The 15,302-nt window shown below is 49.7% G+C and carries 13 protein-coding genes; 11 read left to right on the forward strand and 2 right to left on the reverse strand.

Going from position 1 to position 15,302, the window contains the following annotated elements; translation table 11 throughout:
• Genes BT105_RS06195 through BT105_RS06245 form a run of 11 tightly spaced genes read left to right on the forward strand, consistent with a single transcriptional unit; the run spans window position 1 to window position 12,546 of the window.
• Window positions 1-777, forward strand: a complete 777-nt coding sequence (locus tag BT105_RS06195; protein ID WP_072299924.1) for an ABC transporter permease — start codon at window positions 1-3, stop codon at window positions 775-777.
• Window positions 777-2,003, forward strand: a complete 1,227-nt coding sequence (locus BT105_RS06200) for an ABC transporter ATP-binding protein (protein WP_081367815.1) — start codon at window positions 777-779, stop codon at window positions 2,001-2,003. The genes BT105_RS06195 and BT105_RS06200 overlap by 1 nt, the downstream gene beginning before the upstream one ends.
• 3 nt (window positions 2,004-2,006) lie before the next feature.
• Window positions 2,007-3,023 (forward strand): class I SAM-dependent methyltransferase, encoded by a 1,017-nt coding sequence (locus tag BT105_RS06205; RefSeq protein WP_072299926.1) that lies wholly within the window; start codon window positions 2,007-2,009, stop codon window positions 3,021-3,023.
• Window positions 3,024-3,026: 3 nt separating this feature from the next.
• Window positions 3,027-3,482: a hypothetical protein gene (locus BT105_RS06210; protein ID WP_072299927.1), complete on the forward strand. Its 456-nt coding sequence runs from the start codon at window positions 3,027-3,029 to the stop codon at window positions 3,480-3,482.
• Window positions 3,482-4,555 (forward strand): glycosyltransferase, encoded by a 1,074-nt coding sequence (locus BT105_RS06215; protein WP_072299928.1) that lies wholly within the window; start codon window positions 3,482-3,484, stop codon window positions 4,553-4,555. The genes BT105_RS06210 and BT105_RS06215 overlap by 1 nt, the downstream gene beginning before the upstream one ends.
• Window positions 4,556-4,577: 22 nt before the next feature.
• Entirely contained in the window at window positions 4,578-5,783 is a 1,206-nt protein-coding gene (locus tag BT105_RS06220; RefSeq protein ID WP_072300056.1) for a glycosyltransferase family 4 protein, read from the forward strand.
• Entirely contained in the window at window positions 5,780-6,964 is a 1,185-nt protein-coding gene (locus tag BT105_RS06225; protein WP_072299929.1) for a glycosyltransferase family 4 protein, read from the forward strand. The genes BT105_RS06220 and BT105_RS06225 overlap by 4 nt, the downstream gene beginning before the upstream one ends.
• Window positions 6,965-6,973: 9 nt before the next feature.
• Window positions 6,974-9,442, forward strand: a complete 2,469-nt coding sequence (locus BT105_RS06230) for a hypothetical protein (RefSeq protein ID WP_072299930.1) — start codon at window positions 6,974-6,976, stop codon at window positions 9,440-9,442.
• 17 nt (window positions 9,443-9,459) lie between these two features.
• Window positions 9,460-10,461 carry a glycosyltransferase family 2 protein gene (locus tag BT105_RS06235; RefSeq protein ID WP_072299931.1) on the forward strand — a complete coding sequence of 334 codons (1,002 nt, stop codon included), beginning with the start codon at window positions 9,460-9,462 and terminating at the stop codon, window positions 10,459-10,461.
• Window positions 10,458-11,618 carry a glycosyltransferase family 4 protein gene (locus tag BT105_RS06240; protein WP_072299932.1) on the forward strand — a complete coding sequence of 387 codons (1,161 nt, stop codon included), beginning with the start codon at window positions 10,458-10,460 and terminating at the stop codon, window positions 11,616-11,618. The genes BT105_RS06235 and BT105_RS06240 overlap by 4 nt, the downstream gene beginning before the upstream one ends.
• Window positions 11,608-12,546: a lysylphosphatidylglycerol synthase domain-containing protein gene (locus BT105_RS06245; protein WP_072299933.1), complete on the forward strand. Its 939-nt coding sequence runs from the start codon at window positions 11,608-11,610 to the stop codon at window positions 12,544-12,546. The genes BT105_RS06240 and BT105_RS06245 overlap by 11 nt, the downstream gene beginning before the upstream one ends.
• A gap of 86 nt (window positions 12,547-12,632) precedes the next feature.
• Here BT105_RS06245 and BT105_RS06250 read toward each other — a convergent pair whose 3' ends face one another.
• Both BT105_RS06250 and BT105_RS06255 read right to left on the reverse strand, forming a co-directional pair.
• The gene (locus tag BT105_RS06250) at window positions 12,633-12,863 is read right to left on the reverse strand and encodes a hypothetical protein (RefSeq protein ID WP_081367816.1); all 231 of its coding nucleotides are present in this window, start codon (window positions 12,861-12,863) and stop codon (window positions 12,633-12,635) included.
• A 51-nt stretch (window positions 12,864-12,914) separates the two neighbouring features.
• The gene (locus tag BT105_RS06255) at window positions 12,915-15,290 is read right to left on the reverse strand and encodes a homocysteine S-methyltransferase family protein (RefSeq protein WP_072299934.1); all 2,376 of its coding nucleotides are present in this window, start codon (window positions 15,288-15,290) and stop codon (window positions 12,915-12,917) included.
• Window positions 15,291-15,302 lie beyond the last annotated feature (12 nt).

Below are 15,302 nucleotides of genomic sequence, written 5' to 3' on the forward strand. Positions count from 1 at the left end.
ATGAGTACGATCAAAGAGCTGTATGCTTACAGACAGATGATATTCAGCCTTGTGAAAAAGGACCTCCGCGGACGCTACAAGGGCTCGGTGCTGGGCTTTTTGTGGACGTTCATCAATCCGCTTTTCCAGCTGATAGTCTACACGATAGTTTTCTCTAAGATACTTCGCAACGATATACCGAGGTATTACCTTTACCTCTTCGTTGCGCTGATACCGTGGATATTCTTCTCCTCCTCCATAACGGTGGGAGCAGCGTCCATTATATCACAGAAAGACCTCGTAAAGAAGATATACTTCCCGCGAATGGTAATCCCCATATCCTATGTGACCAGCTGCTTTGTGAATATGCTGCTGTGCTTCATAGTCATATTTGCGGTGATAATAGTAACGGGAGCAGGAATAAACTTCGTGGCAGTTCTGACTCTGCCTGTGATAATGATAGTGGAGTATATATTCGCCCTCGGTATGGCGATGATAGCTTCGGCGGTAACAGTTTATTTCAGAGACTTGGAGCATATCCTCGGCATTGTTGCAATGGCGTGGATGTATCTTACCCCCGTAGTTTACTCCAAGAAGATAGTCCCTGACAGGTATCTGCCCCTGTTCAATCTCAACCCCATGACGCATATTATCGACTGCTACAGGACGGTGCTCTATGAAAAGCAGGTACCCGACCTGACAGCGCTTCTCTGGGCGGCAGGTCTGGGAGTATTCTTCCTTGTATTCGGCGCATTCGTATTCAACAAGCTTCAAAGGCATTTTGCGGAGGAACTCTGATGGCAGAAAATGATATCGCAATAGAGGTCAGAAACGTGACCAAGAGCTTCAAGGTGTACCTCGACAAGGGTGCCCAGCTGAAGGAGCGCCTGTTGTTCCGCAAGCGCAGCCGCTATGAGGAGCGCAAGGTGCTCCGCGGCATAAGCTTTGACGTAAAAAAAGGCGAAGCCATAGGACTTATCGGTCACAACGGCTGCGGCAAGAGTACAACGCTGAAGCTTCTCACAAGGATAATGTATCCCGACGAGGGAACTATAAAGCTGAAAGGCAGGGTTTCCAGCCTTATAGAGCTGGGAGCAGGTTTTCATCCCGATATGAGCGGCAGGGAGAACATCTACACCAATGCGGCTATATTCGGACTCACCAAAAAGGAAATAGACGCCCGTATCAAGGATATAGTGGACTTTTCGGAGCTTGCCGAGTTCATCGACAACCCTGTCCGCACATATTCCTCGGGTATGTATATGCGACTGGCATTCTCGGTAGCTATAAATGTTGACGCGGACGTGCTTCTTATCGACGAGATACTCGCCGTAGGCGACGCCAATTTCCAGACAAAGTGCTTCAACAAGCTAAAGGAGATAAAGGCGCAGGGCACTACTATAGTAATAGTATCCCACGCCCTCGGACAGATAGAGCAGATATGCGACCGCGCTATATGGATACACGAGGGACTTATCAAGGCGGAGGGACCTCCCAAGGAGATAGACCTTGAATACCTTGATTATATGAGCAGAAAAATGCAGGAAAAGAACAAGTCCGAAAGCGATGCGGAGGAGGTCTCCGAGGAGGAGACAGGAAAGCGCTGGGGCAGCGGAGAGGTGCGTATAAAAAAGGTGCGCTCCTTTGCGGCTGACGGCAGCGAGCAGAAGACCTTCCGTACAGGCGAGGACATAAGGCTCAGTATCGACTATACCGTGAAAAAGCCCGTAAAGGACGCGGTATTCGGCTTCGGAGTCTTTGACATGAACGGTATACAGTGCTACGGCACCAATACCCGTATAGACAAGCAGCCCGACATAACTATCAGCGAAAGCGGTACGGCGGAGATACTGATGAAAAACGTTGAGCTCCTTGCAGGCGAGTACAATATCGACATCGCCATAGAGCAGGGCGAAGGCATACCAATTGACTATTTCCGTCAGGCATACAGGATACAGATGATATCGGCAATGGGCGATGTGGGAGTTTCCCGCATCGAACACACATGGAAGCTCAAGAGGTAAAAAATGAGTAATATATCGCAGTTTATAGACAGTGTAAAAAATCAGAAGGGTATCAAGGGTGCGCTGAAAAGAAAGCTTTTCGGCTGGCTTTTTGCCGGCTTGGAGGCAGCAGACAGGGATATCGCCAATGTGCAGACAAGTGATGAATTGAGAAAGGACTTTGAGGCTGCCTGCGTCAATCTCAGGAACAACAATACCCTCATAGAAAGGCTCATCAGCGAGGAGGAATTCCTCAAGAGCAAGCTTGGCTCTGTGGAAAAAAAACTGAAAGCGGCTCCCGTGCAGACGAGCAAGGAGGGAGCTGTACAGACCGTACAGCCTGCGGCTGAGAGCAGCGGCTCGGATTACGATGATATCGACTATTTCGACTTTGAGAACCACTTCCGCGGCTCTATCGAGAGCATAAAGAAGTCTCAGGAGTTCTACCTCAAATACTGCCGCGGCAAGAAAAAGGTAGTGGATATCGGCTGCGGCAGGGGAGAATTCCTCTCACTCATGCAGGATAACGGCATAGCTGCCGAGGGCGTGGATATCTATGAGCCCTATACCGAATACTGCAATTCCAAGGGGCTGAAAGCCACCTGCGCCGACGGCTGCGACTTCCTCGAAAAGACCGAGGGCGTTGACGGCATATTCGTGGGACAGGTAGTGGAGCACCTTAAACCTCATCAGATAATACGCCTGTGCAATACTGCATATGAGCGCCTTGAAGTCGGCGGCTGTATCATCATGGAGACGCCGAACCCTACATCGCTGTCCATATACACAAATGCATTCTACATCGATCCCTCACATATAAAGCCTGTTCACCCGCTTACGCTGCAATATTACCTTGAAAAGGCAGGCTTTAAGGATATCGAGATAATATATACCGAAAGCAGCAGACCGCCCTTTGAGATACCTCCTCTGAAATTGGCAGACGGAGAAAATACGGCTGAATTCAATGAGGCGATGAAGCGCGTATCCGATATGATATTCGGAAGTCAGGATTACGCGGTAGTAGCCGTAAAGAAAGGATAAATCATGGAAAACGGAAGTATAAATATAGAAGAGATAATGGCTGAGATAAAGCAGAAGATAAAGGAGCAGGGGCTTACTGCGGATATGCTCAGCTTTGAGGACGTTCCATACAAAAAGAACGCTCAGAGCGGTTCTGCCTCGGAGGCTCTCGACTATATCAGCACACATTACTATATACAGCCCTACAAGGAGCTTCAGGGAAACGGCATAAAGGTTTTCTTCAAGAAAGTTCTCCGCAAGCTTATGAAGTTCTACGTAGAGCCCGTCGTATTCGAGCAGAACGACTTCAACGCAAATGCGGTCACGGTCATCAAGTCTCTCACAGAGAACAAGTCCGCTGATATGAGCAGCAAGGTAGAGGCTATGGAGCTTGCTCACAAGGAGCTCATGATACGTCTTGACAAGCTGGAGCGCGAAAATGCGGAGCTCCGCAGCAGGCTTAACGGAGAGAGCAAGTAATGAGAGTAGTTCAGATACTGCCTACCCTTTCATTCGGCGACGGCGTAGGAAATGACGCGATAGCACTTAAAGAAATAATCGGCAAAATGGGCTATTCCACAGATATCTATGCCGAGAATATAGACAAGAGACTTCCCGAGGGCACAGCTATAAAGGCTGACAAGCTCCGCGACCTGAAAAAGGACGATGTGCTCATATACCACAAGTCCACAGGCACGGACTTATCCTTTAAAATAGACACTTACAAGTGCCGCAGGGTGATGATATACCACAATATCACTCCTCCCGATTTCTTCCGCCCCTACAGCGCTTCGGCTACACAGCTTACGGAGTACGGCTACAAGGGCGTTGAGTATCTCCGCGACAAAATGGACTATGTCCTTGCGGTGTCGGAGTACAACAAGTCGGAGCTCATCAGAATGGGCTATACCTGCAAGATAGACATAAGCCCCTCACTGACAAAGTTTGAGGACTACGAGCAGGCTCCCGACGAGGCTACCATGAAGAAGTACCGCGACGGCAAGAAAAACATCATATTCGTGGGCAGAATAGCTCCCAACAAGAAGCAGGAAAACGTTATACGCGCTTACTGCTGCTACAGGAAGCTCAACCCGGATTCGAGACTTATACTTGTAGGCTCGGCAAACGGCATGGAGAACTACAACGAGCGCCTTGTGAAGTATGTCAAGGCTCTCGGACTCAGCGACGATGTTATCTTCACGGGACATATCAAGTTCAGTGAGATACTGGCGTATTACCACATTGCCGACGCTTTTCTCTGCATGAGCGAGCATGAGGGACTGTGCGTACCGCTGGTTGAATCCATGTTCTTCGGCGTGCCCATAATAGCCTATAATACCAGCGCTATCGGCGAGACTCTCGGCGGCAGCGGCATACTTCTTGACGATAACGATCCCGTATTCACGGCGGCAGTCATGGACAGACTGCTCACCGACGACAAGCTCCGTGAGAGCGTCATCGAGGGACAGCGCAAGAGACTGGAATACTTTTCATACGAGAGACTCAGCAATATATTCGAGACAAAGCTGAAAGCCTTTATTGAAGGCAAATAAGCTGCCTGATAAGGATACTGAAATGAAAAAAATTGGATTTGTTATCCCGTGGTACGGAGAAAATATCCCGGGCGGAGCTGAAATGGAGCTTCGCGAGGTCACAGACCACCTCCATGCGGCGGGAGTTGACCTTGAGATACTGTCCACCTGCATAAAGGACGCAGGCTCGGACTGGAGCGAGAATTACAATAAAGAGGGCGTGGAAAAGACCTCAAAGGGCATCACCGTAAGGCGCTTCAAAGTAGAAAAACGTGATACTGCGGCTTTTGACGCAGTGAACGCAAAGCTTATGAAGGGACATCGCATTACTCCTGCGGAGGAGGATATCTTCCTGTCGGAAATGGTGAACTGCCCTCAGCTTTATGCCTATATGCAGGAGCACAGCGAGGAGTACTCCCTCTTTGTGTTCATACCATATCTGCTGTGTACAGCCTACAACGGCGCTAAGCTCTTCCCAAAGAAGTCGGTGTTCATACCCTGCTTCCACGACGAGGCTTACGCCTATATCAGCCGCTATAAGGAGCTCTTTCCCCAGACCGCAGGCATGATATTCAATGCCCGTCCCGAGGCGGAGCTTGCCGAGAGACTTTTCGGCTTCTCACAGAGCGGCACTAAGACAATAGTCATGGGCATTGGCATGGATACGGGGATAGTCCCTGACGGAGAGGCTTTCCGCAGAAAATTCGGCATCGACAGTCCCTTTATCATATACGCAGGACGCAAGGACGAGGGCAAGAACGTCCACACCCTTGTGAAGTATTTCTCGGAGTACATCAAGCGCCGCGATACCGACTTAAAGCTTGTTCTCATCGGCGGCGGAAGCATAGAGCTCCCTGCCGACTTAGTGAAGCAGAAGCGCATAATAGACCTTGGCTTCGTGGACAAGCAGGACAAGTACAACGGACAGGGTGCGGCAGAGTTCCTCTGTCAGCCCTCACGCAACGAGAGCTTCTCGCTGGTCATCATGGAGAGCTGGCTCTGCGGACGTCCCGTGCTGGTGCACAGCGGCTGCCCCGTAACGCGGAATTTCGTATCCGAGTCCAACGGCGGTCTTTATTTCGGGGATTATTTCGAGTTTGAGGGCTGTACCGACTGGTATCTTGCCAACAGGGACAAGGCAAAGCAAATGGGCATGAACGGCGGAGAATACGTCCGCAGCAATTTCGCGTGGGACGTTATAGTTGAAAAGTACAGGAAGTTTTTCAGAGAGGTCATCGGAGAAGAATGAAAAGGATAGCGCTTGTAAATCAGAGATACGGACTTGAAGTAAACGGCGGCTCGGAATACTACACCCGTCTTATTGCAGAGCGCCTTGCTTCTGAATTTGAGGTGGACGTCATAACCACAAAGGCTCTGGAATACACCACATGGGAGAATTATTACAAAGCCGACGAGGAGGACATAAACGGAGTACACGTTCTCCGTTTCCCTGTTGAGAAGCTCCGCGCAAAGGATTTCAACGAATTCAACGGCAGGTACCTCAATTCTGGCGTTGCAAACTACAATACCGAGACAGAGGAAAAGTGGTTCGAGAAGCAGGGACCTTATTCTCCTGCGGCTATAAACTATATCCGTGAAAACAAAGATAAGTACGACATGTTCATCTTCGTGACCTATCTCTACTACCTCACCGTAAAGGGACTTCCCGAGGTGGCTGAAAAGTCCATACTCATACCCACAGCCCATGAGGAGCCCTTCATACATTTCAAGACCTATGAGAACTTTTTCAAGCTCCCTAAAGCCTTCGTTTTCCTCACAGACGAGGAAAAGGCGCTGGTGCAGGGACTTTTTGACTGTAAGGACAAGCCCTGCCGCGTAATGGGCACGGGCGTTGAGGTGCCATGCGAGCCCGATGAAACAGGCTTCCGCAGCAAATACGGCATCGATGGCGACTACATCATATACGTGGGACGTATCGACGAGGGCAAATGCTGTCCCGAGCTTTTCAGGTACTTTCAGGAGTACAAAAAGCGCCGTCCCGACAGCGGTCTCAAGCTTGTCCTCATGGGCAAGCCAGTCTGCGAGATTCCAAAGGACAAGGACATCATAAGTCTGGGCTTTGTCAGCGAGGAGGACAAATTCAGCGGCATATCGGGCGCGAAGTGCCTTGTGCTGCCCTCTGCTTTCGAGAGCCTTTCAATATCCGTTCTTGAAGCTATGACGCTTTCCGTGCCCGTTATCGTAAACGGCGTGTGCGAGGTGCTGAAAGGTCACTGCGTAAAGAGCAACGGCGGACTTTATTACACTGATTATTTTGAATTTGAGGGTGTGCTGGACTATATTTTCTCTCACCCCGAGGAATACAGCATAATGCGCCGAAATGCAAAAGCCTACATTGACAGCAATTATCGCTGGGAGGTAATAATGCGCAATTTCAGTGAGATGATAAACCATATCTGTGAGGAGTGAATATAATAAATGATATTTTCAGCGGTCTGCTTGGTGGGAGTTATATTCTCTGTACTGAGCGCTGTTATCTGGTTTAAGAAGAAAAACATCATAGAAGCTGTGACAATGGGCGTGATAATGTGGTTCTTTGCCCATATATTCGCAAGCATGGGACTCTTTGTCATTGACAGATACACTGTTTCCAGGGCAGGCGCAGGAGCTGCGCTTATCTGCGGAGCCGTCCTCGGTCTGGTTCTGTTCCTTGACAAGGGAAAATTCTTCCGCAAAAGACATACCGTCGGTCATGAGTTCTCCGTAAAGGAAATGCTCATACCAATAGTTATAGCCGTTCTTGCGATACCCTTTGTGTCACAGAAGAATTACTTCTTCGGCATGGGACAGGACGAGGGCGTTTATCAGACGCAGGCGATACTCTTTATGAACGGCGATACCAAGCGCCAGAAAACTCTTGAAGAGTACTACGACCTTACCACCGAACAGGAAAAGGAAGCCTTTGCGTACAACGCCAAGCACCACCTTGCAGGCTTTGATATACAGCCCGAGGATTATCCTGATACCGTGTATGACAGGAGCAAGGGACCTGCTTCGGGTATAATCCACGGTATCCCCACATATTCCTCACTCCTTGCCACATGGGGCAAGCTTTTCGGAATGGAGCATATGCAGGATTTCGAGACCATACTCTATGTGTGCCTGATATTCCTGATGTACTTCATAAGCCGCAATATGAAGCTGAAGGAGACTACCGCCGCCTGCGTATGCGCAGCCTCGGCGCTTGCTCCCGTTGTGATATGGGTGGCAAAGTCGTCCCTTACGGAAATGCTCCTTGCGCTTATCCCTGCGGTGTTCCTGTACTTTATGACAGACGAGGATTATCCCGACCATAAATGGCTGTCGGTGATACCTGTAGCGGTATTCGGCTGCTATCACGTTTCGCTTTACACCATGATACCCATGTTCGTGATGATATACGGCGGAATGTACGTATTCACCCGTCAGCGCCAGTTCGCAGTGCTCCTGCCTGTTACCATAGCAGGATACTTTGCAAGCTACCTGATGATGAGACACGTACAGCCGATGTATACCATGAACAATTACAGTCCTCTGTTTGTGGGCGGAATAACAGTACATGACATAACTACAGTCGTTATTATCGGCTCTGCTGCGGCATTTGCTGCTTCTCTGATATTCATTGCTGTAGTAAAAAAGCGCACCAAGCAGAACTTCAATCCTGCAAGATTTACCCGAAAGGCTTCGGAATCAAAGCTTTTCCGCAATCTTCTGAGGGTAATGCTCATTATCCCCGTTGCATTCATAGCTGTTAAAGCGCTGCTCAGCTTCGACAGCTGGGAGTACCTCAATCACCTTACGCTGTGGGGCTTTGCAGGCTGTACGGGACTCATACTTTTCCCTCTCGGTCTGATACTTGCCTTTGTGAACGTAAAGTTTTTTGCCGAGCGCCAGCAGAGACTTGTGCTTTTCATAATGTTCTTCTACTGCATTCTTGTTTATTCTGCGTTCCTGCGCTATCAGATACAGCATTACTACTACTATTCACGTTATCTTGCACCTTTCATACCTGTTGCGGTGCTGTTCTGCGCGTCTGCGGCAGACCGCTTCGGCGGAAAGCTGCTTATCCCCGTAACTGCTGTGGGACTGCTTTATATAGCTCCCTTTGACGCATATCTTATGGGACATAAGGACGATTCGCGCATAGAGTGGAGCATACTCGAGGATATCGCAGACTTCGGTGGAGAAAACGATTGTATCGTGATATCTCCTAAGTACACCACGAAGCTCTGGCTGCCTGTGCGCTCTATGACAGGAGCAAAGGTAGTCCCCGAGGACGAGAACGACGCAGGTCAGATAGACAGGCTTGCGGCAAGATACGGCAGAGTCCTTGTGCTTACCGAGAAAATGATGGACGACGAGGACTTCTCAATAATGTATTCAAACAGAATGCACAGCATAGAGGACGACCTCAACCACAGAGGCAGGATAGTTCCTTTCTCAAAGCATTTCATCACCTATGATGACGACATCAGGATATATTCCTACGACAAGTACAGATTCATGTACACTGCCGCAGGAGATTACGCGAAAATGAGCGGAGTTTCAGGTCTTGAGACTTATTTCTGCTGGACAGACAGCGAAGAGGCTCAGATAGAGTGCGGACTTTACCCCGGCGATTATGATGTAACATTGGAGCTTGGCTGCGAAATGCCCCTTGAAGCAATGGGTGTGAACGAGGTAAAGGTAACGATGCTCCTTAACGGCAAGGAGATAGGCACGGATACCATAACTGCTGAAAACAACGGTCAGCCGCTCCATTTCAGTGCAGATGAGGAACAGGTCAGGGAAGGCGAGAACATACTGACCATATGCTGTCCGCTGTGGAAGGCGGCGCTTTCAAATCCTGTTGACACACGTGAACTGGGAGTACCTGTAAAGTCAGTCCGCTTTTCGTCGGCTGCATAAAGAAAGGATATGAAAATATGAAGCTTATCATTCAGATACCATGCTATAACGAGGAAAAAACGCTGGAGCTGGCATACAACGACCTGCCCAGACATATAGACGGTATCGACACCATAGAATATCTCATAATCAACGACGGCAGCAAGGACAATACCGTAGCCCGTGCCCGTGAGCTTGGATTTCATCATATAGTTTCATTCAAGCGCAACAAGGGACTTGCCAAGGGCTTTATGGCAGGTATCGACGCCTGCCTGCATCTCGGTGCTGATATCATCGTCAATACAGACGCGGATAATCAGTACTGCGGTGCGGATATCGAGAAGATAGTCCGCCCGATAATCGACCAGAAGGCTGATATCGTTATCGGAGAGCGTCCTATCGACCAGACCGAGCACTTCTCATGGAAGAAGAAAAAGTTCCAGCACCTTGGAAGCTGGGTAGTCCGTGTAGCTTCGGGTACCGATATCCCCGACGCCCCCAGCGGCTTCAGAGCATATTCCCGTGACGCCGCACTGAGACTCAACGTTGTAAATGAATATACATATACTCTCGAAACTATCATTCAGGCAGGAAACAATAAAACTGCCATGACATCTGTTCCCATAAGAACAAATCCCGAGACCAGACCGTCCCGTCTGTTTTCGAGTATGTGGCGCTATATGAAGCGCTCATCAACGGTAATAACACGTTCATTCGTAATGTACAAGCCCCTGACCTTTTTCATGACTATCGGACTTGTACTGCTTCTTATCGGCGGAGTACTGGGCGTAAGATTCCTTATCCTTATGGCTGTCGGCGAGGGCAGCGGACACGTACAGTCCCTTATCCTGACGGCTATCCTCATTATGATGGGCTTCCAGACCATAACCATAGGACTTCTTGGAGATACTATCTCCGCTAACAGAAAGCTCCTTGAGGACGTTCAGTACAGGGTGAGAAAAATGGAGTGCGGCAAGAGCGACGAGGAGCTCCGCTCTGAGGCAAAAAACGCAGGCACTGAAAAGGTGGAGAGCAAATGAGCGAGAAAAAGAAAAGAAAAAAGGTCGTAATGATAGGTCCCGTTTACCCGTATAAGGGCGGAATAGCCTATAATTGCGCAACTATGATAAACAGCCTTAAAAAGCGTTTCAACGTAAAGACTGTTTCCTATAAGATGCAGTATCCGAAGATACTCTTTCATCAGGAGCAGAAGGACTACAGCAACAGCCTTTTCAAGATAGACGACGCACAGTTCCTTATCAATACCGCAAATCCCTTCAACTGGATAACTACAGCCCGTAAAATAAAGAAAATGCGTCCCGATTTCATAGTGATACACTGGTGGCACCCCTATTTTGCACCGTGCTACGGCTGTCTCTCGTTTATGCTCAGGAAGATACCGCGCATATTCATATGCCATAATGTATTCCCTCACGAGCATTTCCCCATGCAGCGATTCCTTGCGAAGTTCGCCCTCAAGCGCGGCTCCGCTTATATAACCCACTCAGTCTCTGACGCCGAGGACCTCAAGCAGATAAAGAGCAAGCCCATATTCAAGGCGGCAGACCTGCCCGTACACAATCAGTACAACCTCCACCACCTTACAAAGGAGGAGGGCAGAAAGCAGGCAGGCATAGCTCCAGAGAAGAAGATACTGCTCTTTTTCGGTTTTGTCCGCGAGTATAAGGGACTTCGCCATATTATCAAGGCAATGCCCGAGATAGTGAAGTACGATCCGAATATCGAGCTTTGGGTAGTGGGAGAATTCCGCGATGACAAGGAAAGCTACATGGAGCTCATCAAAAAGGGCGGAGCAGAGAGCAATATCAAAATAGTTGACGGCTATATCCCCGATAACGAGATAGAGAAGTATTTTGCCTCCTGCGATATAGTTGTACTGCCCTATGAGTCCGCAACACAGAGCGGTATCGTGCAGATGGCATACGGCTTTGACAAGCCCGTTATCGTTACCGATGTAGGCGGGATCCCCGAGGTAGTCGACGAGGGCAAAACAGGCTATATCGTACCGCCTAAGGATCACCACGCCCTTGCAGAGGCTGTTAAGAAGTTCTACAGCGAGGGTAATGCCGACGAGATGACGAATTACGTCCGCGCCGAGGCAAACAGGCGTTCATGGGACGTTATGGTGGATAATATCGAGGAGCTTTACGAAAAGGCGAAGCGCCATGAAAGATAAGATAAATCTCAAAAAGCTGATGAAGCTTGCAGGACATCTTGTTGTCATTGCGGCTCTCGCATTCGTTGTCAAAAAGATAATCGACATGGACATAAAGCTGAGCGACCTCAGCTCGCCCCGTGTCATAGCGGCATTTGCGGTAAGTTTCGTGATACAGACCGCGCAGATACTCATAGGCTGCTGGTCGTGGCTGCTGTTCACTCGGTCACTTTCGGGACAGAAGATACCCTATTCTGCGGCAATGCCTGTTTTCACACGCTCCAACATCTACAAGTATCTCCCCGGAAACGTTTTCCAGTACGTTGGACGGAATCAGCTTGCTGCTGATATGAAGATAAGCCATGTGGACGTTGCCTGCGCAACGGTTCTGGACGTACTTTTCTGCGTGTTCTGGACGGGAGTCGTATCAGTGCTGCTCCTTGGCGGCAGGATAGCGGAGCTTCTCGGCAAATACGGCAAAAATCTGGCTGTCGTGGGAGCTGTGGGAGTGCTGTTCCTCATAGCAGTTTTCATAGTGCTCAGGCTTAAATTCCGCGACAGGGTAAAGGAATATCTTTCGCGCTATTCAAAGGCGTTTGAAAAGGAAAACCGAAAGCAGCTCCTTTGCGGTATATTCTACTATTTTGTTCATAACTGCGTATCGGCGGCAATGTACATGAGTTGTCTGGCGCTTATGGTGCCGCAGGCTGATGCGAAAGAGCTCGCCGCTCTTACGGGAGCTTTCCTCTTTGCGTGGATAATCGGCTTTGTTACCCCCGGAGCTCCCGGCGGTATCGGCATACGTGAGGGAGTAATGCTCTTCGTATGCGGAGACCGGTTTGCGGACAGGATAGTGCTGTTCGTTCTGGTAATGAGGATAGCGTCGGTATTTGCCGATGTAGCGGCGTTTCTTATCGGCAGGCTTTACGGCAGAGAAAAGAGCCGTTAGCCAATTGTAGGGGACGACGTCCAAAATTTGAGAAAATAACTCTATAACGCAAAAAAAGCAGCCCGAATGGGCTGCTTTTTGTAGTTTTACGGCATTTTTTCGTTTAACTCGTCCAGCAGGTCAAGCGTCCTGAACACTTTATCGCAGGTCTTGCACTGCCAGTCGCAGTCGCTCTTTTTTGCCTTTTTATGGAGCAGTTCAAGAGAATTTTCGCATAGCGGACATGGAGCGCTTTCGCCGTTCCAGAGCTTTTTCAGAAATGTGAGGATTTCCTTTCGTGAGTGCATTTTTAGTTCGTTTAGTGTTATCTTTTCCATGATATTATCCTCATAAAAGGGCAGAAATGTTGATTTTCGGGCGGATAGTACTCAAGCACCGTAGACCTTTGAAGCTATATCCACGGTCTGTTTAGCGTCCTTTGCGTAGTAAGTAGCATTTATCTGCTCGGCGTAGGAAGCCGTGAGAACAGCTCCGCCTACAACGGTCTTGCACTCGGGGTACTTCTCGTTGAGCTGTTTTATAGTCTCTGCCATAGCGCCGAGGGTAGTGGTCATCAGTGCGGAAAGTCCTACAAGGCTCACCTTGTTTTCGATAGCAGCGTTTACTATGGTCTCGGGCGGTACGTCCTTGCCGAGGTCTATGACCGTGAAGCCGTAGCTGTCAAGGAGCACCTTGACGATATTCTTGCCGATATCGTGGATATCTCCGTGTACCGTGGCAAGTACCACCTTGCCTTTTGATACGCTCTCGCTGTTTGCGGCGGAGAGCCTTGTCTTTATGACCTCGAAGCAAGCCTGAGCCGCTTCTGCGGTGAGTATGAGCTGCGGCAGGAATATCTTGCCCTTTTCAAATTTAGCGCCTGCGTTGTCAAGAGCGGGGATAAGGTAGCCGTTGATTATCTCCATAGGCTCTACGGTGTACATGAGCTCCTCGGCAGCTTTTACAGCCTGATTTTTCAGTCCGTTTTCAACTGCGTACATTATATCGGGAGCTCCCTTGTCCTGCGCAGGAGCAGGAGCTTTGGGAGCGCTGTCGTCCTGAGCGTATATGCTTATGAAATCAGCGGAATTTCGGTCGATTCCTGCAAGGAGACGGTAAGCGCGGACAGCTCCGATTATTCCCTCGATATTGGGGTTGATGATAGGCAGGGTAAGTCCGCTGTGGAGCGCCATAGTGAGAAATGTACGGGTTATGAGCTCACGGTTGGGCAGACCGAATGAGATATTCGATACGCCGAGAACGGTGTTGAGTCCCAGCTCTACCTTTACCCTGTGGAGAGCGTTCAGCGTTTCCATAACGCCGTCCTGCTCGGCAGAAGCCGTCAGTGTAAGGCAGTCGATGAAAACGTCCTCCTTGGGTATGCCGTACTCCATAGCGCGGCGGAGTATTTTCTCCGCAATGGCAAAACGTCCGTCGGCAGTCTTTGGTATGCCTCCCTTGTCGAGAGCAAGTCCCACAACAGCCGCGCCGTACTTTTTTACAAGTGGGAGTATAGCCTCTAAGGACTCGTCCTCACCGTTTACGGAGTTTACGATAGGCTTGCCGTTGTAAACTCGCAGACCTGCTTCAAGCACCTCTGGTATAGTGGAGTCAAGCTGCAATGGCGTGTCGCATACGCTCTGTATAGCCTTTACAGCGGTTATCATCATTTCTTTTTCGTCGATACCTGGGAGTCCCACGTTTACGTCCAGAATTTCGGCGCCTGCGTGTATCTGCTCGACAGCCTGTCCGAGGATATAGTCCACATCATGGGCGAGGAGAGCCTCCTTGAAGCGCTTTTTGCCTGTTGGGTTGATACGCTCGCCGATAACTCGGGGCTGATTTATGGTAACGCAGTTCACCGCGGAGCAGGCTATGCTTGCGCGGACTATCTTTCGCGTCTGGCGCTCCATGCCCGAAAGAGCCTCTATCATAGCGGAGATATGCTGTGGAGTTGTTCCGCAGCAGCCGCCGAATACAGTAACGCCTGCGTTTGCCAGCTTTACTGCGCTTGCGGCGAAATCATCGGGATCGACGTTATATTCATTGGTGACGGGATCGGGAAGTCCTGCGTTGGGCTTTGCAATAACTGGGAGCGTGGTAAGTGCGCAAATCCTGTCAAGAACAGGGAAGAGCTCCTCGGGACCGAGAGAGCAGTTTACGCCGATAGCGTCCGCGCCGAGACCTTCCAGCACAGCCACCATACATTCGGGAGAAACGCCCGTAAAGGTTCGCATATTTTCCTCAAAGGTCATTGTGACGAGAACGGGCTTGTCGGAGTTCTCCTTTGCGGCGAGAACAGCGGCTTTTACCTCGTAAAGGTCGGTCATGGTCTCGATGACGATAACATCGGCATCCCTGCCTGCGAGGACAAGCTCCTGATAAACGTCGTAGGCTTCCTCGAATTTAAGAGTGCCCGCAGGTTCGAGAAGCTGACCTATAGGTCCCATATCGAGAGCCACAAGAGCGCGTCCTGCGGCAGCCTTTTTAGCGTTGGCAACGCCTGCGGAGACTACCTCCTCAACGGTATGACCGCTTTTTGCCAGCTTGAAGCGGTTTGCGCCGAAGGTGTTGGCGTAGATGATATCAGCGCCGCTTTCGACGTACAGGCGGTGTATCTTCATAATAGCCTCGGGATCGGAAATGTTCAGCAGTTCGGGTACGTGCTCGGTCTTGATGCCGTGAGCCTGTAACATCGTACCCATTCCGCCGTCAAGGAACACGAAGCTGTTGTTTTCAAGCAGGGAATAGAATTTTTGGGACATATTTATCTCCTT

It is taken from the genome of Ruminococcus flavefaciens (assembly GCF_900119075.1).
In the GTDB taxonomy this organism is placed as follows: domain Bacteria; phylum Bacillota; class Clostridia; order Oscillospirales; family Ruminococcaceae; genus Ruminococcus; species Ruminococcus flavefaciens_Q.